This is a genomic window from Pseudomonas sp. ATCC PTA-122608, assembly GCF_001952855.1.
Classification (GTDB): Bacteria; Pseudomonadota; Gammaproteobacteria; order Pseudomonadales; family Pseudomonadaceae; genus Aquipseudomonas.
The window spans coordinates 397,917-419,422 of sequence record NZ_LPNO01000052.1; the positions used below are offsets into that span (position 1 = coordinate 397,917).

Below are 21,506 nucleotides of genomic sequence, written 5' to 3' on the forward strand. Positions count from 1 at the left end.
TTCTACTCTTTAAATCTTTCTGCAATATCTTCGATTCGATCTTGCAGAGGCGCATCAAACCTTATGGAAAAGGTCAGGCTGTAATTTTCATCTTCAAATACAACCCAGCAGCCAGCTTCGTCAAAAGCTTCTTCAAAGTCATGTACCACGAAACTGTATTTTTTTGCCGATTCGTCGTTAGGGAAATGAAATTCAGGAATTACTGATATCTTGTATCTAAAAGAAATATCTTTTCGTGTGTCCGAGGATTCAGCACGAATATGAACATATTGCCGTTCAGGATCAAGATATTCTTCAGAATCATCGAGTTCATAAATTTGGTTCGTGTAATAAATATATGGAATGTCACGCCCCATAAATCCATTATCTCGCATTCCATGCATTGACACGGTTTCGCCACTCAGCTTATTTTTAAATGACGCTTCTATCGGGTAAAATTCCATGTGGTGATGTAGGTCTTTGAGTTTTCCACGGAACCTTGTAAATGCAGTGTTATAAGCGCTTTCACTGTTTACCTTGACGTAAATCCTAATAGTGCAAGCCTCACAAGGAATTTCAAAAACTCTATAAATCTCATCGTCCTCTTCAAAATCATAGGAGCGGTATGTACCATCAGGAATGATAAACCGAGCAGTATCGTCAGTTTCATCATCCCATTTTTCTTTCACTTTGTTTTTGTTCTTATAAACCAGCTTTATCGCGCAATCTTGCTGATGAAGAATTACACCAAAAAATCCTTCTAGGTCTTGTATTGATACAGATAGATTTTCTGAAATTCCAGAATTATCAAAATACTGAATTTTATGATGTATTGATTTATAGGTGTCAAGACCGGAATGCTGAATCTCAACAGACAAAATTCTTTCTAACTTGTAAGATCTGACAAGTTCTTCAAGAAATATATTTGACTGACTCATTAACTATCTGCCTTGGTATAACGATTATTAAACATATTACCCCAAGACTCATCTATGGGCTTATTATAGTTTATGACAAAATCAACCTTGAAATCATCGTCTTCAATCGTAAATTGAGCATCATCTTTTCCAATTTTTTCACTATAATATTTGTTAAGAACAACTGGACCTATGACTGGTGCTTTATCGCGCTCTACGACTGTGAAGAATCGAACATGCATTTTATGCAAATCATCAATTAAATAGTCACCATCCTGCACCATAGAATAAGGGACTGTCGAAATCCTGATTTTTTGTCCGAGACAAGTACCTTCGTCAATATTGTCCATGCCAATTGCATGCATGTCTTGAAAATTTCGAGAGGTAGACCCAATTTTGAGATTTTCAAAAATCTGTGATTCACTCGTTTTCTTATTAGTGAATTTAACATCAACAAAATGGTAATTCAGCTTCCATTTCAGATCTTCAAGAAGGGACAAATGATGAACAAAATGTCTATTGTTATATTCATCACCATTGAATCGTTCAATTCTGGTATTCCTGCTTTCCTCTAACGATTCCTTCCATTTTTTTACAACCATTTTCACAACAAACTTATTGTTATCCAGTAAAAATACAAATTCACCATCACTTTCTTCAAATCGTATTTCTTTACTTTCAAATAAATGATTGTGCAGGTCATGACCATCAGTAAAGCTAGATGTTGAAATCAACAATTCATTATCTTTTTCATGCAGTGTTATTTTGAAGGATGAATCACTACAGAGAATGGCTATAGCTAAATTTTCTGAAATCCCGCGATTATCCCAAACCAGAACACTTTCTGACTTTTTAATCAAAGGTTTTTTATCTACAAGTTTTGCTTCAACATGCATAACACGTTGTTCGCGGTACAAATCAAGAAAATTTAGCAAGAATTCCTTTGAAGATTTCATACGGACTCCATATATACTGACTTAGTTTTCTGATTTTTCTTTTATGCTTGGGTATTTTGAGGAAGAATATCGAACGACAAGAATTGAAATTGCCAATAGCAAAACACCACCGCAAACATAGATGATTCCCATGTCTGGCGCATTGTGATGAGAAACATCACTAATCAGCAAACGAATCAAAGCCGTTACGCCGATATAAAGCAAAAATCTCAGAGGCATATGGTTTGTTTTAAAATAAATGCCCGTCATCGCCAGTAATTCAAGATAAATAAACAACAATAAAATATCATCAACAGAAATTTTTGGTTGTTGGAGCATTCCCAAGAATGACGATACACCCGCATAAACGGTAACAGCACCAATTCCGAAAAGTGCTAAATAATGAAAGCTTTCAACGAATAAATTACCGACAGAATCAGCCCCGCCGTGGATTTTTTTGCGCAGGGAATCCGCCCATTTGACTTCTGACATGCTCACAGCACCTTGTATAGAAAATAACCAAATTTGGTAGACGGTTTTTCAGCCAGAAAATCGGTCAGGCAGACCATAACCCAGCAGATACGGGGCTTGCACGGTTTTTCAGCGACTCAAATAAATTGTTAGAAACGTTGATCTTCGTCTTGAAGTAAATCCCGACCATCGCCCCCAGTTCCAGGTAGATGAACAGCAGCAAGATGTCATCGATCTTGATGTGCCCCGTTTCCAGCATCCCCAGAAACTCCATAACCGCTGCATAGGCGGTCACCGCACCAATGGCGAACAGCGCCAGGTAGTGGAACGTCTCGACGAACAGATTTCCCAAGGACTCGGCCAGTTGGTGCACGGTCTTGCGCAGGTTTTCAGCCCAGTTGATTTTCACGATGATACTTCCTTAGGTCGGCTCGACCGGATAATGCGGGTTGGACGTGACGGTTTCCCTGCATGCAGAAAAAAGGCCAGGGAACAGGGAGTGAGATGGTGGCGGGGTGATATGAGGCACTTATCTTGCTGCTTGATGATCGTTCCCACGCTCTGCGTGGGAATACCGCCCCGGACGCTCCGCGTCCCATGCCCAATGGTTTCGAGTAGAGGTGACGCGGAGCGTCGCGGTATGCATTCCCACGCAGAGCGTGGGAATGATCCAGGTGACCGGGTGATTTAGGTCAGGTCGGGGCGACTTGATCCAACGCTTGATCGACCAATAACCCACTCATTTCGAGCAGTTGGTGGATCGCCAGAAGCAAACTTCGCTGTGGGCCCTCAAGCTCAAAAGCCAGGCTACAGGCCATTTCACGGGCACTGTTCAAGGTTTCGCTGGCGTTGGCGAGTAACGTTTCCGTGTCGGCATTGGGCGTAACGCTGAAAAGAATCGAGGAGGATTCGGGAGGTGGTTCAGGTGTTTCAGGGCGCAGATAGTGATCAATGGCGCGGTTGGCTGCGGCTTGAAGACGGGTGTCAGTGTGTGAATCGTAAGGGGGACTTGGGGTAAGCTTTTTCATGGCACAGACTCTTTCGTATTAAGGGCCGTCCCCATCTGCCGCCAAGCAGATTGGGTGACGGATTGCACAAGGTTGGCGGACCGGTACGAAAGAAGAAAACCGGCACCCCGAAGGGTCCATGCGCAACCCGTCATGACACAGGAATACAAACGCCAGGAAGCGTCTGCAATCTTGTTGGGACGTTGTTACGCCTTTCGTTACCGAGCCGCCAAGCCCGTTCGCTGCATTTGCAGCGCCCGAGGAAGGTAAGCGAACGGACGAAACCGGCGCAACCCCGGCAAGTTGTCAGAAATTTCTCTTGCTGCAAACCCCCGGATTCCAACTACATTGAAAAGCCACTACCCAAAGCCCATGGATTGGCTTATGCTTTTAGCTGTATATAAATACAGTAGTCGCGAGAACGCTTGGCGACACCCGAACCAAGGGCAACTCCCTTCAATACTGCACCGATGACGAGGCCGAAAAATGGCTGTTGAAACCCTGTATCGCAGTACCCGTGACCTGGAGACTACATTCGTGGATCGCAAACTTGCCGACGCACACGACCAGATGCTTGAACTGGCAGAGTCCCTGATGGAAGTGCTGTTGAAAAACGTCGAAGGCTTGAGCGAGAAGCAGGCAGAAGATGCCGGTATTTTCATGGCCAAGAACCGCGCGGCGTTTGCGGCGGCGTTCAAGAACAATGCGAGTGCGTTGGCGGAGATTGGGCAGCCAGCGGCTGAGTGATGCATTGCCGGTAGTGGCGAAAGGGCTTGTTGTGGCCGAGGGCGCTTGCTGTGGCGAGGGAGCTTGCTCCCGCTGGAGTGCGCAGCGCTCCCAAGCTTTTGGGTCTGCTGCGCAGCCCAGSGGGAGCAAGCTCCCTCGCCACAGGTTATGCGTTGATGCCTTTTACCTGTGTCATGCCTGCCACAAGGTCTTGCCGAAGAACGTCAACGTGCGATCCCACGCCAGTTGCGACCAGGCAGCATCGTATTGCGTGTCCGCAATACGCCCATCGCCAATCGCAGTCTCATTGGCAAACGCATGGCGCGCCAGGTAACGATGGAAGGTCGCGTCCACACCGGCTGCGTGCAGTTTTGACTCCAGCTCCGCCACGGTGTCGATGTTGAAGAAGGCATCCTGTGTGCCCCAGTGCCCAATCAGCGGCGCCTTGATCTTCGACGGATCCAGGTATTCCAGCGGCGGGAAGCCGTACCACACCACGCCCGCCGCCACTTCCGGAATCGCGTTCAGCGCCAGCAAAGTCAACGCCCCGCCCATGCAGTAACCCGTCACGCCGACTTTTGTCGAGTCCGCCTGCAAGTACTGCACGGCACCCTTGATGTCCTGGGAAACCGCATCACCAAAATCCAAGCCATCCATCAGGTGATGAGCTTCTTCCTCTTCCACCGTGGACGCGCCGCGATAAAGATCCGGCACCAGCACCCGGTAGCCGCATTCGGCCAGTCGATTGGCAACGCCCTTGATCTGATCGTTGAGGCCCCACCATTCCTGAATCACCACAATCGCCGGCGCACCTTCGAGCACCGCCGGGCTGGCCAAGTAGCCGTTAACGTCTGCGCCATCCGGGCGTTTGAAGGTGATCATGCGCCCGCTGGAGCGCCCTGCTGTTTGTTTGGACATTCAAACCTCTGTCTCGGGATGTGAGAAACCAAGCGTTCAACCACAATAGTAAAGTGCGCGGGCGTGCGGATGTAACCATCTATTTCCCACGCAGGGCGCCTGACAGTTACACGTCGACCGTTAAGGGGCGATTATCTTCAGCGGTACAGCAACCGCTCCGCCAGCTCATCCGCCACCCGCGCGGGTGAGCGTTTTTCAGCCTGGGCATGGGCGAAGATTTCGGTCAGGCGGGTGCCGATGTTCGACAGGTGCGCGGTGATGGTTTCCAGCTCCGCGCCGCCGTGCTTGAGGGCAACGTAGATCAGCCCGCCGGAGTTGATCACGTAGTCCGGCGCGTAAAGAATCCCACGCCCTTCCAGTTGATCGGCCACTTGCAGGTTGGTCAGCTGCGCACTCGCGGAGCCGGCCACCGCCGCGCACCGCAACTGCGCGACCGTGTAGCGGTTGAACACCGCGCCCACGCCGCACGGCGCGAGGATATCGCACGGGGTGCTGAGCAGGGCTTCGTTGGCAATCGGGTGCGCGCCCAGCTGTTCCATGGCCAGTTGCACTTTGCCATGGTCAATGTCGCTCACCAGCAATTCCGCGCCGGCGGCGTGCAGTTGCTCGGCCAGTGCATAACCGACGTTGCCCAGGCCCTGGATCGCCACGCGCAAACCTTCCAGATTATCGCTGCCCAGACGGGCCATGGCGGTGGTGCGGATGCCGGCGAACACGCCCATCGCCGCGTGGGGCGACGGATCGCCAGCCGCCGTGGTGCTGGTGACATAGCGGGTCTGCTGGGCGATGCAATCCATGTCGGCCACCGAGGTGCCGCTGTCGATGGCGGTGATGTAGCGACCGTCGAGCTGCTCGATGCAGCGACCAAAGGCCTCAAACAGCGCGGCGCGGCTTTCCACATGGGCGGGGCGGATGATCACCGCGTTGCCGCCGCCCACCGGCAACCCCGCCAGTGCGGCCTTGTAGCTCATGCCTTGGGCCAGGCGCGCGGCATCCTCCACGGCACTTTCATCGTCGGGGTAAGAGAGGTAACGGCAACCTCCAAGGGCGGGGCCCAGGCGGCTGTTATGGATGGCAATGACCGCCTTTAACCCGGTGGCCGGGTCAACGCTCAGGTGCAGCGATTCAAGGCGGGTGCTGTGCATGAGCGCAAACATCGTCGAGCTCCCGAATCACTTCTGGTAGGCGCCAAGTATAGGACTGCCAGCGAAACCCTGCCCGAGCGTGCAGGAATAAGGCCACCGGTTTTAAAGGGTTTGCGACATAAACAGGTAGGACACGTCTTAAGGTACTGGACGAAAGTTCGCAGCAAGGCTAAAACGAGACATCCGCCGGAGAACCCAATGAAGCCCCGCGACGCCTTTTTTGCCTGCCTTGAACGGTCACCGCCCGCGCTGTTTGAAGCCGCGCTGTGGATGGCGGCCGAGCACGACCCGGCGGTGGACCCGGCGGCCATCCTGCAGGACTTCAAGGTGTTGCAACAGTTGGTCAGCCTCAGCATGCCGATGCTGCCGGCGGATGAGCTCGGGCAACCCTTGCTGCGGCGCATGAATGACCTGGGGTTCGCCCAGGATGACCATACCCCGCTGCGCCCCGCCGCCGCGCTGCTGGACAAGGTGTTGAAGCGCAAGCGCGGGCAGCCGCTGGCGTTGGGGCTGATTGCCCTGGAGCTGGCGCGGTGCCTGGACATTCCGCTGGTCGGCGTCAACTTTCCGGGACACTTCCTGTTGCGGGTACCGGGCGCCGATCATCTACTCGACCCCTGCGGCGGCCGACGCCTGTACCCCAATGATTGCCGCGACCTGCTGACTCGCCAGTACGGGCCCAATCTCAAGTTGCAGGCCGACCACCTGCACACTGCCGAGCCGCGTTCGATCCTGCAGCGACTGTCGCGCAATCTGCGCCAGTTGCACCTGTCCAACGACGACCACCTGGCCGCTCTGGTAGATGCCGAACGGGTGCTGGAGCTGGGCAATGCCAGCGCCGCCGATTACCTGGCCCGGGCCAGTTTGTATCAGCGTCTGGATTGCCCGAATGCTGAGCGTTTTGATCTTGAGCATGCCTTGATGCTCAGCGAAGACCCGATCCAGCGCCTGCGCCTGACCGAACGGCTGGGGCACTTGCCGCCCAACTCTGTGGTGCATTGATCCGCATGGCGTAAGCTGTACCGCCCCATGGATGAGGTTGTCATGCCCCTGCGCTCCCCCGCCGAACGTTACCTCGAAGATTTTCACCAGCGCCAGCCCGGCACCACCAGCGCGGCATTCGCCGAACTGCCGGCGGTGAAATACAGCTCCTCCTATGCTGCCTTGACTGCGCACGTGCCCACCGCGCAAAGCCCGTTGAACGTGCTGGACCTGGCCTGCGGTGATGGTTATCTGCTCAAGCTGCTGGCTGACCGCCAGCAACCCGGGCTGCAATTGATCGGTGTCGACATGAGCCAGGCCGAACTCGACGCCGCCCGCGAGCGTCTTCCAGTTGAGGTCACCCTGCTCAAGGAACGCGCCCAGGCATTGAGCGTGGCCACGGCCAGCGTCGACGTATTGCTGTCGCACATGGCGATCATGCTGATGGATGATCTTGAACAGGTACTGCAAGAGGTACAGCGGGTACTGCGCAGTGGCGGCACATTGGCGGTGCTGATCGGCAGGAGTTTTCTACTGGGCCCTGTCGGCGATGCGTTTCTGGACGCCTTTCGTCCAATCGCCAAGGAAGACCAACTGCCGCACTTGCCAATGGGCGACCCGCGCACGCGCGACGAAGACGGCTGGCGAGCCTTGCTGGCAGATCATTTCACTGACATCCGCTTCGAAGACATCGACGTCCACTGGCAGCCTCAGCCAGCGGCACTGTGGACGTCATTGAAAGAAACCTACGATATCGACCGGCTGACAATCCCTGCCAAGGCCCGCCTGAAAGAACGCTTCCTGGCCGCCATCGCTCACCTTCGGCAGAACGATGGCAGCGTGTCCACCGGCTGGGGATTACGCGTGATCAGCGCCAGGCGCCAATAACGTATCAGGGCCTGTTGGCGCTGCGCCCTTGGGCGAACGCACCTGAATAATCAGCAACGCCGCTATCACCGCCGGAATCGCGCAGAAAAAGAAAATCTGCTGCACCGGTATGTGCATCGCCAGCAGCATGCTGCCGAACAGTGGGCCGAGGATCGAGCCGAACCGCCCGACTCCCAACGCCCAGCCAGTACCGGTTGCTCGCACGTGAGCCGGATAGAAGTTACTGGCGAACGCGTTCAGGGTCAGTTGGCCACCGATGATGCAGAAGCCCGCCGCAAACACGCAGGCCACCAGATAACGCGGGTTGTCGTGGTTCAGTCCCAGCAAAATGGTGCACACCGCCGCCGCTGCCAGCACACCGGACAAAAGGCGGACTTTGCTTTTCAACCGGTCGGCAAACCAGGCCATGCCGATGGCACCCAGTGTCCCGGCGAACAGGAACATCGAGGTCACCAGATTGGCTTCGTTCAGGCCCAAGCCGCTTTCCAGCAACAGCGAAGGCAACCAGCTGATCATGAAATACAACAGGATCAGGCTGACAAAAAACGTCGCCCATAGCAGCAAGGTCGGGCGCGCGTAGCCATGGCGGAACAGCTCCACCACCGTCAATTTGCTGCCTTGCTCCTGGCGGTTTTGTTCCTCGCTCGCCGCCGGTGGTTGCCAGCCGGGCAGCATCCGCGCGGTGACTTTCTGCAGGCGCGCATAGGGCGGTGCATCACGCAGCAAGCGCGGCAGCGATTCAGGCAACATCCAGGCGAGAAACGGGAACAACAGCAACGGCGTCACACCCCCGGCGAGGAACACCGCCTGCCAGCCGAAACTGTCGATAAACCCGGCCGCGACAAAACCACCGGCCGCACCGCCGAAAGAGAAGCCACAGGCCGCCAGCGTCACCATCAACGTTCGCAAGCGTGGCGGCGAATACTCCGACATCAAGGCCATGGCGCTGGGCATTGCACCGCCCATGCCGATGCCGCAGATAAAGCGCGCGGCCATCAGGGTATTCAGGGAATTGGCGAACACCATCAGCACCGTGAGGCTGGCGTAGATCAGCACGCAGCACAGCAGGATGCGCCGCACCCCGAAGCGATCCGCCAGCGGTGTGACGGCCAGGGAGCCGAGGGTCAGCCCCAGCAGGTTGGCGCTGAACACCGGGCCAAACGCGGCTTTCTCCAGGCCCCAGTCCTTGGCCAGCGCCGGTACTACGTAGCCCAGGACCTGGGCATCGTAGCCGTCGGTGACCAGTAACAGCGCAAGCAACAGGAGAATCAACCACTGGTAGCGCGACACCGGGCGGGCGTCGAGTGCCGCACGAAAGCTGGCAATCTGATTGTGCATGGCAAGGGACCTGTATTGTTTTTATATATTTGGGAAACGCTGAAGATCACATGTGGGAGCGGGCTTGCTCGCGAAAGCGGTATGCCAGTTAATACATCTGCTGACTGATACACCGTATTCGCGAGCAAGCCCGCTCCCACATTTGGCCGGTGTGAGCCTGGAGACTTATGGCGTATCAGGTTGGTTGGCGGGGTGAGCCGCCATGAACGCCGGATGCTGCGCCGCCAATCCCGCCACCCGCTGAATGCGCGGATACGCCGCCAACGAGACCTTGAACCGCTGCGCCGCATACAACTGTGGAATCAAGAACGTATCCGCTATCCCCGGCTGGTCGCCAAAGCAATAACCCTGATCACCAATCAACTGCTCAACCGCCGCCAGACCCTGGCTGATCCAGTGCCCGATCCACTCCAGCACCTGCGCTTCATCGTGCCCCCACTGCTTGAGCAGATTCTGGGTACTGGAGTTGTGCAGCGGGTGAATGTCGCAACCGATGATCGACGCCACCGCGCGCTCATGGGCGCGGGTTGCCAGATCCCTGGAGAGCAACGGCACCTGTGGATAACGTTCCTCCAGGTATTCGATGATCGCTGGCGACTGAATCAACACATCCCCATCATCGGTGCGCAAGGCCGGTACACGACCTTGCGGATTGATCGCCAGGTACTCCGGCTGATGGTTGGCGCCGCCCTTGGGCACCAGCAGGTTGACCGGCACCGCGGTGAAGTCCAGGCCCTTGAGGGCCAGCGCGATCCGCACCCGGTACGACGAAGTGGAGCGGTAGTAGGTATAGAGTTCCATGGCCCTGCCCTCTCAGCGCGCTGCGACCACGGTACCCCGGCATTCGCCGAAGCCGATGGAGGCAAAACCGTCGCGGCTGCAGCGCGCGCGCAGGATGATTTCGTCGCCGTCTTCGAGGAATTTACGTACTTCGCCGGAGGCCAATTCGATCGGCTTTTTACCGCCCTCGGTGATTTCCAGCAGGCTGCCGAACTGACCGGCTTCCGGCCCCGACAAGGTGCCCGAACCAAACAGGTCGCCGGCCTGCAACTGGCAGCCGTTGACGCTGTGGTGCGCAACCATTTGTGCGACGGTCCAGTACATGTGTTGGGTGTTGCTCAGGGTCAAGCGATGGGCCGGCAGGTTCTGCTCACGCATCGAGGCGGTGGTCAGCAGTACTTCCAGTTCGATATCAAAACTACCGGCGGCCTGGTCGCGCTTGTCCAGCAGGTACGGCAGGGGTTGCGGGTCGCCTTGAGGGCGCGCCGGTTGTGCCTTACGGAATGGTTCCAGGGCTTCAGCCGTCACCACCCATGGCGAAATGCTGGTGATAAAACTCTTCGACAGAAACGGGCCCAGCGGCTGGTATTCCCAAGCCTGGATATCCCGCGCCGACCAGTCGTTGAGCAGGCAGAAACCGGCGATGTGATCAGCGGCGTCACCAATGGCAATCGAGTCGCCCATGGCATTGCCCTGGCCGATCCAGATGCCCAGTTCCAGCTCGTAATCCAGGCGGGCGCAGGAGCCGAAGGTCGGCTCGGTTTGACCGGCTGGCAGAGTCTGGCCTTTAGGGCGGCGAACGTCGGTGCCCGACGGACGAATCGTCGACGCGCGGCCGTGATAACCGATCGGCACGTATTTGTAGTTGGGCAGCAGCGGGTTATCGGGACGGAACAGTTTGCCGACGTTTTGCGCGTGCTCGATGCCGACGTAGAAGTCGGTGTAATCATTGATTTTGGCCGGCAGGTGCATCTGGCAATCGGCAGCCGGGTGCAGCGCTGATTGCAGTTTGCCTTGCAGGTCGCTGCCTTCCGCCAGCAGTTCCAGCAGGCGCTCGCGCAGGGCCACACGCGGGCCACGGCCCAGTTCAAAAAACGCGTTCAGTTGACCGCCAGCGGTGGCTTCAACCGCACGGCGAGCCTCACCGTCAAAAAATTCCAACGCGGCATGCAGATCGAAAACATGATCGCCGATCGCCACGCCACTGCGCGGTTCAGCGCCGTTAACGCTGAACACACCCAAGGGTAGGTTTTGCAGCGGGAAATCCCGGTGACCGTTGGCGGAAGCCACCCAACTGCGGGTGAGATTAGGCTGAGTCATGGGTTATCTCCGATTCGGGTTGAAGGTTGCAGGGAGCGAGGCCCAGCAAGCGTCGTAAGAAGGTTGCAGCTGTGAGCATTCCAGCGCGAATTGTGTAGGGCGCAGCACCTGGCTGGTCTCGAACATGAAGGCCATGGTGTTATCAATCTTGTGGGGCTCAAGCGTCGCGTTGATGGCCTTGGTGCAGGTCTCGCCATCGGGGCCATGGGCGCTCATGCAGCTGTGCAACGACGCGCCGCCGGGCACGAAGCCTTCGGCCTTGGCATCGTAGGCGCCCTGGATCAGGCCCATGTATTCGTTCATCAGGTTGCGGTGGAACCACGGTGGCCGGAAGGTGTTTTCGGCGACCATCCAGCGGGGCGGGAAGATCACGAAGTCGAGGTTGGCCAGGCCGTGCACGCTGGTGGGCGAGGTCAATACGGTGAAGATCGACGGGTCCGGGTGATCAAAACTCACGGTGCCGATGGTGTTGAAGCGGCGCAGGTCGTATTTGTACGGCACGTTGTTGCCGTGCCACGCCACCACGTTCAGCGGCGAATGGTCCAGCTCGCAGCCCCAGAGTTCACCGAGGAATTTCTGCACCAGCGTGGTCGGTTGCTTGAGGTCTTCGTAATGGGCGACGGGGGTGAGGAAATCCCGTGGGTTGGCCAGGCCATTGCTACCGATCGGCCCGAGGTCCGGCAGGCGCAGTGGCGCGCCGTGGTTTTCAGCGACGTAGCCGCGGGCTTGTGCATCCAGCAACTCGACGCGGAATTTCAGGCCGCGTGGCAGCACGACAATTTCCAGCGGCTCGACGTCCAGCACACCCAGTTCGGTGGCGATACGCAGGCGGCCCTGCTCGGGAACGATCAACAGCTCTCCGTCAGCGTTGAAGAACACCCGGTCCATGGAACGGTTGGCGCGGTAGTTGTAGATGCTGATGCCTGAGGGCTTTTCCGACCCCGAGTTGGCGACCATGCCTACAAGCCCATCGATGAAATCTGTCGGCTCAGCGGGAATATCCAACGGGTTCCAACGCAGGCGATTAGGCGTCACAGCCCCAAGCGGGCCACCGGCCAATTGCCGTTCCAGCTTGACGAACGCCGGGTGATTGGCCGACGGCTGGATGCGGTACAACCAGGTGCGCCGGGCTTCGCTGCGGGCCATGGTGAAGGCGGTGCCGGAGAAGAGTTCGGTGTACAGCCCGTAGGGCGCTTTTTGCGGAGCGTTCTGGCCGACCGGCAGTGCGCCGGGCAAGGTTTCGCTGGCAAATTCATTGCCGAAGCCTGATTGGTATTCGAGGGTCATGGATCGTCCTCTGAGCGGAAGTTGTTTTTATCGTAATCCAGTTACGCATAACGTAATTTGATACCTGTTGACCGTCAAGCTATAAAGACGCCCATTCGTCTTTCGGATTCATGCCTTCCATGGAAAAGCCGCCCGCCCCCCGCGACACCGGTAAACAGAAAGTCCGCTCGGCTGAAGTGGGCACCGACATCCTCAAAGCCCTGGCCGAACTGTCGCCGGCCACCTCGTTGTCGCGTCTGGCCGAACACGTGCAAATGCCGGCGAGCAAGGTCCACCGCTATTTGCAGGCGCTGATTGCCTCCGGTTTTGCCGAACAGAACACCGCCACCAACCATTACGGCCTGGGCCGCGAAGCCTTGCGCGTGGGCCTGGCCGCGCTGGGCAGCATGGACGTGCTGAAAGTCGCCGCCCTGCCCCTGGCGGAACTGCGGGACGAGTTGAATGAAACCTGCTTCCTGGCCGTTTGGGGCAACCAGGGCGCGACCGTGGTGCACATCGAGCCGGCGGTACGCGCGGTAACGGTGGTGACGCAATTGGGCTCGGTGTTGCCGCTGCTCAGTTCATCCACCGGGCTGGTGTTCAGCGCGTTTCTGCCGTCGCGGGAAACCGTGGACTTGCGCAAGCGGGAAATTCAGGCGGGTATCGCCCATGCGTTGGCGGATGATCAGGCCTACGCCACCACCTGCGAGCAGATCCGCCAGCGTGGCCTGCACTTTGTGCACGGCTTGCTGATGCCGGGTGTGGACGCATTGTCGGCCCCGGTGTTCAACGCGGTCGGGCAGGTGGCGGCGGTATTGACCGTGGTTGGGCCGACGTCGCTGTTCCATGCCGACGAAGACGGCCCGGCGGCGAAGCGCTTGTTGGCGGCAACTCAGGCGGTGAGTTGGCGCATGGGTTATCAGCCCTGACTCCCAGTATCAGGCACACAACAAAGCAAAATGTGGGAGCGGGCTTGCTCGCGAATGCGGTCTGTCAGTTAAAGCATCAGTGACTGATACACCGCATTCGCGAGCAAGCCCGCTCCCACATTTGATCTTCATTGTTTGAGAAAGGGCGCTTGGCTTCAGGCCATCAATCCCAAGGTTTTAGCCTTGGCCACCGCCTGGGTACGCCGCTCCACCCCCAACTTGCTATGAATCCTCCGCGCATGGGTTTTCACCGTGTGCAGCGAGATAAACAACTGCCCGGCAATTTCCAGATTGGAATTACCTTGGGCAATCAATTGCAGCACCTCAAGCTCGCGCTGGCTCAGAGGGTTTTCCCCCGCCGTCGCCAGACACTCTTGCGGCTCCAGCCCCAACGCACTCAACAACCCCGGCTGCCTGAGGCGCAACTCGCGAATCGCCTGTTGCACCTGGCAACGCCCCGCCAGTTCCAACCCGGCTTCCAGTGAGCGCACGGCCAACGGTCGATCGCCGACTTGCCAGGCCACTTCTCCCAACACCAACTGCAATTCCGCTTCCAGGCACAGCATGCCGCGCTGACGGGCGGTCTCCAGCAATGCTCTCAGGCGGGCGACAGGCTCTTCGGCGCGACGTAATTTCACTTCCGCCAGCACCTGCAAATACTCGAGGCGCGGGATCAATTCAAGGGTGGCCGGCGGTGCTTGTTTGGCCTTCGGGCCGCGGTAGTGCCGCAGCACGCGGGTCACCGCTTCCAGGGTCAGTTCGGGGCGGCCCTGTTGCAGCCAGAAATGCCCGCTGAGCAACAGCAAAACGGCGCGGTACACAGTGTCAGGCACCTGGCGTTGCTGCATCAGGCGCTCGGCGTCCCGCAACTGGATAAACGCCTCGGCGTAATCGCCTTTGTTGGCGGCCAATAAAGCCAGACCGAGGTAGCCGTAGAGCACGCGTTTGTCCTGGCTATGCAGGCACATGCCCAGGCCGGATTCGAAGCATTCGGCGGCCACGGCGTCGTGCCCCTGGCGCAAGGCCAGATGCCCACGTCGCAAGGAAATCCGCCCCATCAACGGCCCGGCTTTAAGCCGCTGTTGCACCAGCATGCGCTGCACGTTTTCCAGCAGGCTCTGGGCCCGATACGGCGCGCCGCGCTGCTCCAGCAACTGCGCATGATCGAGTTCCAGCAACGCCTCCAGCAGCAACGAGCCATGGGAGCGCGCCAGGCAAAGTGCTTCACGGTTCAACGACTGGGCGACGTCCAACTCGCCACGCAGCAAGGCTTGCTGGGTCAGGCCCGACAGGCACATCAAGCGCGACGTCCAGGCACTCTCGGGCAAGTCTTGCAGGGCTTCCAGAAAATGTTCCCGGGCGCGTACGGCTTCGCCTCCCAGGTGCAACAACCAACCCCATTGCGCCTGCCAGCGGGCCACTAGATAGCGCTGCGAATGCGCAGTCGGTTGCGGGGTGAAACGCGCCAGTTGATCGATGCATAACGCCGCCTGGTCAAAGCGCCCGGCAAACAGCAACGCCGCCGTTACCAGGCCCACCAGCTGCGCCGAACCCAGCATCAATTCATCGCCATGCTGCTCATGCAGGCGCAACAAAAGCACCGCATTTTGCTGGCGGAACAGGTCTTCAAAACTGAAGTGCTGCAACAGGCTCACGGCCACTTCGTACTCTTCGGCCAGCAGCGCCTGCTCAAACGCGGCTTGCCAGTCCTCGGCGGCGGTAAACCACTGGCAGGCGCGACGGTGCCAGGAGCGCTTGGCCGGCCACGGTTCGTCGAGTAACAGTTGCGCCAGCGGCGGGAAGATTTGCAGCCAGTCGGTGGAGTCTTCCCAGGGTTCGATAAAGGCGCCCAACGTCTGCAAGTCACGCAGATAATCACCGAAGCCGAACAGGTGATCACACAGGCTCGGGTTGAAACGTGGCAAGTGCGCAAGCACGCGCCAGGCTTCGGCCAGCTCCGGCGCCAGGCCGCTGAACAGCTCGTGTTGCAGGTAGTCGAGCAAGGTTTTTTCGGGGTGCCCGTCGCTCTCAAGCAATGCGATGCGCACGCCGGCGCACCAGCCGGCGCTGAACTTCAGCACCTTGTCGGCGCAGGGCCCGGCCAAGTGCTGAATCTCGGTGTGATCAAACGCCAACTCGGCTGCGTTGCACTCCCACAACTCATCGTCGAGCAACAGCCGTGGCCAGTTGCACGCCGGCCGCCGCCGCGCGCCAATCCACCAGGTTAAAACGGGACTGCTGGCCGCCAGAATGCGATCGAGCAGCGCGTCCAGTTCAGGTGCCGGCACCCGGCAGAAGTCATCGAGAAACAGCCAGGCCGGCGCTTGCCAGCGGTTGAGGGCCAGCAGCAGCGTGGGTTCATCGACAAACACCAGGCCGAGGGTTTGGGCCAGACGCTGACACAAATCCAGGGCCGCCCCATTCAGCGGCAACCAATACACCTGGCAATCCGCAGGTGCCTGCAATGCGCATTCGGCAAGCAACGCGCTCTTGCCACTGCCGGCCGGGGCGCAGAGCAGCTTCACCCGCGCCGAGGCGTTGAGCAACGGCCCGGACAAACGCGGGCGCAACAGATGATGGGGAGACAAGCGTGGCATGAATCCAGGACGATCCAGACAACGGGTCATGGCGGTCATTACTGCGTCCCTGTTTTTTATTATTAGGCGGCGTGCGCCCTACCCTAGTCCTGTGTCTGGCGGTTGTTGAGGAGTATTCAGCAGGCTGATTACCGGGCATATGTTCCAAAGGTGGAACACCGTAAATGTGGGAGCGGGCTTGCTCGCGAAGGCGGAGTGTCAGTCACCGGATATATTGACTGATACACCGCTTTCGCGAGCAAGCCCGCTCCCACAGTTTGACCCTGTTCCAATCAGGTTTTAGCGCACGCCTTCAGAACGCAATGCCGCCGGCGTGTAGTCCGCCGCCTTCGCCGCAAAGCCGAACACAAAGCTGCTCTTCTCTTCGTTCTTCATCCCCAAGGCGATGTAGCGTCCGGCGATGATGTCGTACAGGGTCTCGACGGTGTAGGCCGGCACCTGGTGGTCGTAGTAGAACTGCGCGTGACCTTCAGCGACACGCCACAGTTGGCCACGGCCGTCGTAGTGGTCCACCAGCGCCACTTGCCAGCTGTCTTCGTCGATGTACATGTGGCGCTTGGCGTAGATGTGCCGCTCGCTCGGTTTTACGGTACCGATCACTTCCCAGACCCGGTGCAGCTCGTAGCGGGTCAAATCCTGGTTGATGTGGCCGGCCTTGATGATGTCATCGTACTTGAGGGTCGGCGAGTCGAGCTTGTAGCTGTTGTAGGGGATGTACATCTCCTTCTTGCCCACCAGCTTCCAGTCATAGCGGTCCGGGGCGCCGGAGAACATGTCGAAGTTGTCCGAGGTGCGCAGGCCGTCGGCCGCGGTGCCCGGCCCGTCGTAGGCCACTTGCGGCGCACGGCGCACCCGGCGCTGGCCGGCGTTGTAGACCCAGGCCAGGCGCGGCTCCTTCACCTGGTCGAGGGTTTCATGCACCAGCAGTACGTTGCCGGCCAAGCGCGCCGGGGCAGTCACCGATTGCTTGAAGAAGGTCAGCACGTTGGCGCCCTTGACCGGGTCCATGTCCGGTATCAACTGCGGCACGGCCACTTCTTCTTCGAAACGGATCGGCGTGTAGCTGCCGTTGGTCTGCGGCGTGGCCTGGGTGATGATGCGGCGCAGATTGCCGCCGTGATAACGGGTGATGTGGTTCCACAGCACTTCCACGCCACTTTTCGGAATCGGGAAGGCGTAGTAGCGGTTACCGGTGAAGTTTTCCAGGCCATTGCCGTCGTTGATCGCATGCACGTTCAACGCGCTGCGCTTGATCGACTCGTAGATCTCCGGCGGCAGGTTGACCGTGCGGTGGGTTGGGTACACCGGGATCTTGTAGGTTTGCGGGTAGCGCTTGAACATCGCCACCTGGCCTTCGGACAGTTTGTCCTTGTACTTGTCGACCGTGGCGGCGGTGATCACGAACAGTGGTTTTTCATTGGCAAACGGGTCGGCGAGGAAACCTTTGCTGTCCACAGCTCCGGCGTTTTTCGGGATACCACCGGTCCATGCCGGGATCGAGCCGTCAGCGTTACCGGCCTTTTCGGCACCCACCGGGGTCAGGGTGGTGCCAAGTTTGGCCGCTTCTTCCGGCGACACCGCGGCCATCACGTTGGCCGCCAACAGGCTCAGTGCCAACACGCCGCATTGCAGAATCATCTTGCGCATAGTCTTTTGTCCTTCTTTAAGCCAAATCAGAAGTTCACGCCAAAGCTGAGGGCGATGAAGTCGCGGTCGGTGAGGGTGTTGTAGTCACCGCCAAAAAAGTCGGTGTAGCTCAGGCTCGCGGTGTAGGTGTTGCGGTAGTCCGCGTCCACGCCAACGCTGAGGGCCTTGGCGCCTTCGTTGAACAGGCCGTTGGGGCCGTAGCCGCTGACGTCCTGGGACCACGACACGTTGGGCTTGAGGTTGACCCCGGCGAACACGTTGTTGTAATCGAGGATGGCCCGGGCGCGATAACCCCAGGAGTTGGCCGTGACAAAACCGTCGGTGTCGCCACCGAAGCCGTATTGGCCGTAGACCGAATCGCGGCCATAGCGCAGCTTGGATTTCGCCTCCAGCCCGCCGACGTGCACGAAAGCCGCTTCACCCACCAGGGTCAGTCGTTCGGCGCCCAGTACCTGGTCGAAGAACTGGGTCATGGTGCTCTGGATCTGGGTGATTTCCTTGCGGCGATAGCCAGCGTTATCGGAACCGAAGGAACTGGCGATCGGTGACGCGGCGTTACCGGCAATAGGGTTGACCAAGGCCAGCGTCAGGTCGGTGGTGTTGAGTTGTACGGGGGCATTCGGGCGGTAGCTGATTTCGCCGGTCCAGGCCGTGCCGGTGGGCAAGGTGGTGGAGAAGCTGGCACCGAACAGGCGGATGTTTTCCGGGTAGTCGAGGTAATACTGGCCGCGACCGAGCATCGTGCTTTGCGCCAGGCCGGAGCCGGACCCCGGGGCGATCCCGTTGGCGGTACTGACGATGCGGCCAATGGTTGCCAGGTTGGTGTTGGCGGTGATGGTACCGACGGTGGGCGTGCGGCTGTGGTAGTTCATGAAGTACAGGCCGTACTCCGTGTCATCCCCCAGCCAGCGCAGCGCCATCCCGAACTGGCCACCATCGCGCGCCTCGCGGTCTTTTGCACGCTGCACCACCACGCCCTCGTTCGTGACCTGGAAGCCCTGGCCGAACGCCGCCGCCACCGGTTGCAACGGCGCAATTGCCGGGCTGCCGACGGTGTAGTTGCCGTTGCAGCCGTGGGCCACCACGTCGTTGCCGAAGAAGGTGCCGCAGTTGTCCACCACGGTGTTTTCCCAGTTCAACTGGTAGAAACCTTCAACGCTCAACTGGTTGGTGAGGCTTTGGGATGCAAACACCATGTTGACCGGAATCAGCCCTTCCTTGATCTCGGCGCCGGGCCGGCGGAAGGCGGAAACGTCGATGGGGTTGATGCTGTTGATGGAGTTGCCGATGAACGTACTTTCACCCCAACTGACCACCTGCTTGCCGACGCGCACGTTGCCCGGCAAATCGCCGATGGAGTAGTTGTGATAGACAAACGCGTCGAGTAATTCGTAGCCGGAAGAGCGTGCGCCCTCGTCCCGGTGGTTATTGCTGATCTGCTTGAATTCGCGGTCTTCGTCCTGCAGTTCGAAGTCGTACCAGTACTTGCCGCGCACGAACACGCCGCTGTCGCCGTACTTGAGCTCCAGGTCGTGGATGCCCTTGAAGATCTTGGAGAAGGTCTCGCCCTTCTTGAAGTTCAGGCGACCGTCATCGCCGGTGGAAGCCTGGCCCGTTCCGCCGTTGGGAACGCCCACCAGCTTTTTGTCGGCGTCGCGCATGCCCCAGCTGGCACCGACCGACAGCGAGGAATCGAATTGCCCTTCGATCTCGCCGATGTTGAACGAAACAGCCTGCGCCTGGGCACAGCAACCCAAAGCAACCGCAGCGGCCAGCGCCTGTGGCCTGAAGATGGCGCGCATTGTTGTTCTTGTCATGCGTCTTCCCCGGTGGTGTGACAGAAGGCCCCACCCTACTGCCCGCGATCAGGAGCGATAAGCGCACCAAGGAGGTATTCGTGTTGTCGCTCGAAAGGATGAAAGGGCGCTCTGGCCGGGGTATTGGCGAGGGTATGGACGAGATGGATGGAGGATTATCAGGAGGATGGATAGGGAGTTATTGCCACTGTTGCTAGTTTGGTAACAGTCCTTGTCTCGAATCGCTATTTTTCATTCTGTAACAAAAGCCTATTCTTGTTTGGCTTTCAGGGCAAACCGCCCGCTTCCAGAACCTGGAAGAACAGCAAGTTTTTATGGATTGATCACTATTTTCAATCTGTTACCCGCGTTCACTGACGTTGATTTATTGCTCCTTGATCAAACGTCTTACTTCAGCCGCTGCCTTTGCAGCGGCTTTTTTTATGCCTGAAATAAACCGGGGCGCCATGGCGCCCCGACTGATTAAAACTTTTTCATGCAACGATCACAGGCTGTATTTCTGCAGATTGGCCATCATCTCTTTCAAGGCTTCGATGTTGTCCTTGGGGTGAGCGGCCCCGTCGAAGTCGCAGATTTGCTGCCAGTGGGCGGCGACGTCATCCGGCGAGAACCCTGCCTCAGGGTCGAACCCAACACCCAGGCTGCGCTCCCAGCGGGTCTTGCCGATCCAGCCACCGCCCACCTCGAACAGCCCGGAGGTTTCCTGGCATGCCTCGCTGCCCAGGTACACCACCAGCGGGCTGATCAATTCCGGCTTGAGGCGTTCGAAGACTTGCGGCGGGATCAGGCCTTCGGTCATGCGTGTGCCGCCGGTAGGCGCGATGGCGTTGACCAGGATGTTGTTCTTGCGGCCTTCCAGCGCCAGGGTGCGGGTCAGGCCGTACAGGCCGAGCTTGGCCATGCCGTAGTTGGACTGGCCGAAGTTACCGTAGATGCCCGAGGTCGAGGCGGTGAAGATCACTCGGCCGTAGGCTTGTTCGCGCAGGTGTGGCCAGGCGGCGCGGGTGACTTTGTAGGCGCCTTCGACGTGAACGCGGTAGACCAGGTCCCAGTCGCTGTCTTCCATTTTATGGAAGGTTTTGTCCCGTAGGATGCCGGCGTTGTTGACGACGACGTCGATGCGGCCGAAGGCGTCGAGGGCGTTCTGGACGATTTTGTCGCCGTCGGTGACGGAGTCGTGGTTGGCTTCGGCTATACCGCCTGCTTCACGGATTTCGGCTACGACGCGGTCCGCCGCTGAGGCGTTGGCGCCTTCGCCCTGGGTTGAGCCGCCAAGATCGTTGACCAGCACTTTGGCGCCGTGTTTGGCGAACAGGAGTGCATGGGCGCGGCCCAGTCCGCCGCCGGCACCGGTGACGATCACGACCTTGTCTTGGAACTGCACAGGCTCACTCATTGGGGACTCCAGGGGTGGTTAGGGGTGGATGGGTTGAGTGTCAGGCACGGGGCTTGTGGTCACAATAAATACGGTTGGGGGTGAATGGTGCGCGATAAGGCTGGGGGATGATTGGCGGGGCCTTGGGGTGAGTACATATCCGTTATTTGAGTGATGGCTTGTATGGGTTCCGCCCTTACGGCGGGTCACTTTTGAAAAGACGGTACGTGTCAATGTATCTGTCGCCTTACTACTGTTTTAGCAAGCCATTGCGGCCCTAGCATCCGGTCGCTCCGGGTTCAGATAAACAGCTTCTGCAAGCTGCCAGTTACGTGTGTTCCCGCTCCAGCGGCTGGGATTAGCCGCTTTAGCGGACTCGTACAGATCCTTGCGGGCTAGCAGCAAGGCCAGCGCCTTACCCTCGTGGCGCTCGTCCGGCGTCACGTACTTCAAGGCGCTATGGCGGTGTT

The 21,506-nt window shown here is 58.2% G+C and carries 18 protein-coding genes and 2 pseudogenes; 4 read left to right on the top strand and 16 right to left on the bottom strand.

Features of this window, described 5'->3' with window-relative positions:
* Positions 1-2: 2 nt before the first annotated feature.
* The 5 genes and pseudogenes from AU074_RS29550 to AU074_RS29570 all read right to left on the bottom strand — a co-directional run bounded on the left by AU074_RS29550 (position 3) and on the right by AU074_RS29570 (position 3,330).
* Positions 3-917 (bottom strand): hypothetical protein, encoded by a 915-nt coding sequence (locus AU074_RS29550; RefSeq protein WP_076017709.1) that lies wholly within the window; start codon positions 915-917, stop codon positions 3-5.
* Positions 917-1,852, bottom strand: a complete 936-nt coding sequence (locus AU074_RS29555; RefSeq protein WP_076017710.1) for a hypothetical protein — start codon at positions 1,850-1,852, stop codon at positions 917-919. The genes AU074_RS29550 and AU074_RS29555 overlap by 1 nt, the downstream gene beginning before the upstream one ends.
* A gap of 21 nt (positions 1,853-1,873) precedes the next feature.
* Positions 1,874-2,323: a phosphate-starvation-inducible protein PsiE gene (locus AU074_RS29560; RefSeq protein ID WP_076017711.1), complete on the bottom strand. Its 450-nt coding sequence runs from the start codon at positions 2,321-2,323 to the stop codon at positions 1,874-1,876.
* A 145-nt stretch (positions 2,324-2,468) separates the two neighbouring features.
* A pseudogene (locus AU074_RS29565) lies at positions 2,469-2,711 on the bottom strand (phosphate-starvation-inducible PsiE family protein); the annotation flags it as partial.
* Positions 2,712-2,994: 283 nt separating this feature from the next.
* Complete coding sequence (locus tag AU074_RS29570; RefSeq protein WP_076017713.1) at positions 2,995-3,330, bottom strand: DUF6124 family protein; 336 nt, start codon at positions 3,328-3,330, stop codon at positions 2,995-2,997.
* Between the two features lie 465 nt (positions 3,331-3,795).
* Between AU074_RS29570 and AU074_RS29575 the strand changes: the two genes are divergently transcribed.
* The gene (locus tag AU074_RS29575) at positions 3,796-4,056 is read left to right on the top strand and encodes a YebG family protein (protein WP_003212789.1); all 261 of its coding nucleotides are present in this window, start codon (positions 3,796-3,798) and stop codon (positions 4,054-4,056) included.
* Positions 4,057-4,227: 171 nt separating this feature from the next.
* On the opposite strand, the gene AU074_RS29580 is transcribed toward AU074_RS29575, so the two are convergent.
* Both AU074_RS29580 and AU074_RS29585 read right to left on the bottom strand, forming a co-directional pair.
* Positions 4,228-4,953 (bottom strand): dienelactone hydrolase family protein, encoded by a 726-nt coding sequence (locus tag AU074_RS29580; protein WP_076017714.1) that lies wholly within the window; start codon positions 4,951-4,953, stop codon positions 4,228-4,230.
* 137 nt (positions 4,954-5,090) lie between these two features.
* A complete protein-coding gene (locus AU074_RS29585; protein ID WP_076017715.1) occupies positions 5,091-6,110 on the bottom strand; it encodes a Glu/Leu/Phe/Val dehydrogenase dimerization domain-containing protein in 1,020 nt (339 codons plus the stop codon).
* A 186-nt stretch (positions 6,111-6,296) separates the two neighbouring features.
* Between AU074_RS29585 and AU074_RS29590 the strand changes: the two genes are divergently transcribed.
* Positions 6,297-7,100 carry a SirB1 family protein gene (locus tag AU074_RS29590; RefSeq protein WP_076017716.1) on the top strand — a complete coding sequence of 268 codons (804 nt, stop codon included), beginning with the start codon at positions 6,297-6,299 and terminating at the stop codon, positions 7,098-7,100.
* A 42-nt stretch (positions 7,101-7,142) separates the two neighbouring features.
* A complete protein-coding gene (locus AU074_RS29595; RefSeq protein WP_076017717.1) occupies positions 7,143-7,967 on the top strand; it encodes a methyltransferase domain-containing protein in 825 nt (274 codons plus the stop codon).
* Here AU074_RS29595 and AU074_RS29600 read toward each other — a convergent pair.
* From AU074_RS29600 to hmgA, 4 genes are all read right to left on the bottom strand, one after another.
* Positions 7,938-9,305 carry an aromatic acid/H+ symport family MFS transporter gene (locus tag AU074_RS29600; RefSeq protein WP_076017718.1) on the bottom strand — a complete coding sequence of 456 codons (1,368 nt, stop codon included), beginning with the start codon at positions 9,303-9,305 and terminating at the stop codon, positions 7,938-7,940. The genes AU074_RS29595 and AU074_RS29600 overlap by 30 nt on opposite strands.
* 165 nt (positions 9,306-9,470) lie before the next feature.
* Positions 9,471-10,106: a maleylacetoacetate isomerase gene (gene maiA / locus AU074_RS29605; RefSeq protein ID WP_076017719.1), complete on the bottom strand. Its 636-nt coding sequence runs from the start codon at positions 10,104-10,106 to the stop codon at positions 9,471-9,473.
* 12 nt (positions 10,107-10,118) lie between these two features.
* On the bottom strand, positions 10,119-11,405 hold the full coding sequence (fahA, locus tag AU074_RS29610; protein WP_076017720.1) for a fumarylacetoacetase: 1,287 nt from the start codon (positions 11,403-11,405) through the stop codon (positions 10,119-10,121).
* A gap of 3 nt (positions 11,406-11,408) precedes the next feature.
* Complete coding sequence (gene hmgA, locus AU074_RS29615; RefSeq protein ID WP_076017721.1) at positions 11,409-12,692, bottom strand: homogentisate 1,2-dioxygenase; 1,284 nt, start codon at positions 12,690-12,692, stop codon at positions 11,409-11,411.
* 119 nt (positions 12,693-12,811) lie between these two features.
* Here hmgA and AU074_RS29620 point away from each other — a divergent pair, with 119 nt between their 5' ends.
* Positions 12,812-13,600, top strand: coding sequence for an IclR family transcriptional regulator (locus AU074_RS29620; RefSeq protein ID WP_076017722.1), 789 nt, complete (start codon positions 12,812-12,814; stop codon positions 13,598-13,600).
* A gap of 155 nt (positions 13,601-13,755) precedes the next feature.
* Here the strand turns inward: AU074_RS29620 and AU074_RS29625 are convergent, their stop codons facing one another.
* From AU074_RS29625 to AU074_RS34280, 5 genes and pseudogenes are all read right to left on the bottom strand, one after another.
* Positions 13,756-16,236 carry a LuxR C-terminal-related transcriptional regulator gene (locus AU074_RS29625; protein ID WP_076017723.1) on the bottom strand — a complete coding sequence of 827 codons (2,481 nt, stop codon included), beginning with the start codon at positions 16,234-16,236 and terminating at the stop codon, positions 13,756-13,758.
* A 240-nt stretch (positions 16,237-16,476) separates the two neighbouring features.
* Positions 16,477-17,844: a DUF1329 domain-containing protein gene (locus AU074_RS29630; protein ID WP_076017724.1), complete on the bottom strand. Its 1,368-nt coding sequence runs from the start codon at positions 17,842-17,844 to the stop codon at positions 16,477-16,479.
* A gap of 26 nt (positions 17,845-17,870) precedes the next feature.
* Positions 17,871-19,661 carry a DUF1302 domain-containing protein gene (locus tag AU074_RS29635; RefSeq protein ID WP_076017725.1) on the bottom strand — a complete coding sequence of 597 codons (1,791 nt, stop codon included), beginning with the start codon at positions 19,659-19,661 and terminating at the stop codon, positions 17,871-17,873.
* A gap of 484 nt (positions 19,662-20,145) precedes the next feature.
* Positions 20,146-21,057, bottom strand: coding sequence for an SDR family oxidoreductase (locus AU074_RS29640; RefSeq protein ID WP_076017726.1), 912 nt, complete (start codon positions 21,055-21,057; stop codon positions 20,146-20,148).
* A gap of 237 nt (positions 21,058-21,294) precedes the next feature.
* Positions 21,295-21,506 (bottom strand): annotated as a pseudogene (locus tag AU074_RS34280) (IS3 family transposase); the annotation flags it as partial.

Excerpts from the sequence above, each read along its gene's own strand:
- AU074_RS29600 (WP_076017718.1), bottom strand. The coding sequence starts at position 9,305 with ATGCACAATCAGATTGCCAGCTTTCGTGCGGCACTCGACGCCCGCCCG.
- AU074_RS29620 (WP_076017722.1), top strand. The coding sequence starts at position 12,812 with ATGGAAAAGCCGCCCGCCCCCCGCGACACCGGTAAACAGAAAGTCCGC.
- AU074_RS29625 (WP_076017723.1), bottom strand. The coding sequence starts at position 16,236 with ATGACCGCCATGACCCGTTGTCTGGATCGTCCTGGATTCATGCCACGC.
- fahA (WP_076017720.1), bottom strand. The coding sequence starts at position 11,405 with ATGACTCAGCCTAATCTCACCCGCAGTTGGGTGGCTTCCGCCAACGGT.
- maiA (WP_076017719.1), bottom strand. The coding sequence starts at position 10,106 with ATGGAACTCTATACCTACTACCGCTCCACTTCGTCGTACCGGGTGCGG.
- AU074_RS29555 (WP_076017710.1), bottom strand. The coding sequence starts at position 1,852 with ATGAAATCTTCAAAGGAATTCTTGCTAAATTTTCTTGATTTGTACCGC.
- AU074_RS29550 (WP_076017709.1), bottom strand. The coding sequence starts at position 917 with ATGAGTCAGTCAAATATATTTCTTGAAGAACTTGTCAGATCTTACAAG.
- AU074_RS29560 (WP_076017711.1), bottom strand. The coding sequence starts at position 2,323 with ATGTCAGAAGTCAAATGGGCGGATTCCCTGCGCAAAAAAATCCACGGC.
- AU074_RS29580 (WP_076017714.1), bottom strand. The coding sequence starts at position 4,953 with ATGTCCAAACAAACAGCAGGGCGCTCCAGCGGGCGCATGATCACCTTC.
- AU074_RS29590 (WP_076017716.1), top strand. The coding sequence starts at position 6,297 with ATGAAGCCCCGCGACGCCTTTTTTGCCTGCCTTGAACGGTCACCGCCC.
- AU074_RS29595 (WP_076017717.1), top strand. The coding sequence starts at position 7,143 with ATGCCCCTGCGCTCCCCCGCCGAACGTTACCTCGAAGATTTTCACCAG.
- AU074_RS29640 (WP_076017726.1), bottom strand. The coding sequence starts at position 21,057 with ATGAGTGAGCCTGTGCAGTTCCAAGACAAGGTCGTGATCGTCACCGGT.
- AU074_RS29635 (WP_076017725.1), bottom strand. The coding sequence starts at position 19,661 with ATGACAAGAACAACAATGCGCGCCATCTTCAGGCCACAGGCGCTGGCC.
- AU074_RS29630 (WP_076017724.1), bottom strand. The coding sequence starts at position 17,844 with ATGCGCAAGATGATTCTGCAATGCGGCGTGTTGGCACTGAGCCTGTTG.
- AU074_RS29585 (WP_076017715.1), bottom strand. The coding sequence starts at position 6,110 with ATGTTTGCGCTCATGCACAGCACCCGCCTTGAATCGCTGCACCTGAGC.
- AU074_RS29575 (WP_003212789.1), top strand. The coding sequence starts at position 3,796 with ATGGCTGTTGAAACCCTGTATCGCAGTACCCGTGACCTGGAGACTACA.
- hmgA (WP_076017721.1), bottom strand. The coding sequence starts at position 12,692 with ATGACCCTCGAATACCAATCAGGCTTCGGCAATGAATTTGCCAGCGAA.
- AU074_RS29570 (WP_076017713.1), bottom strand. The coding sequence starts at position 3,330 with ATGAAAAAGCTTACCCCAAGTCCCCCTTACGATTCACACACTGACACC.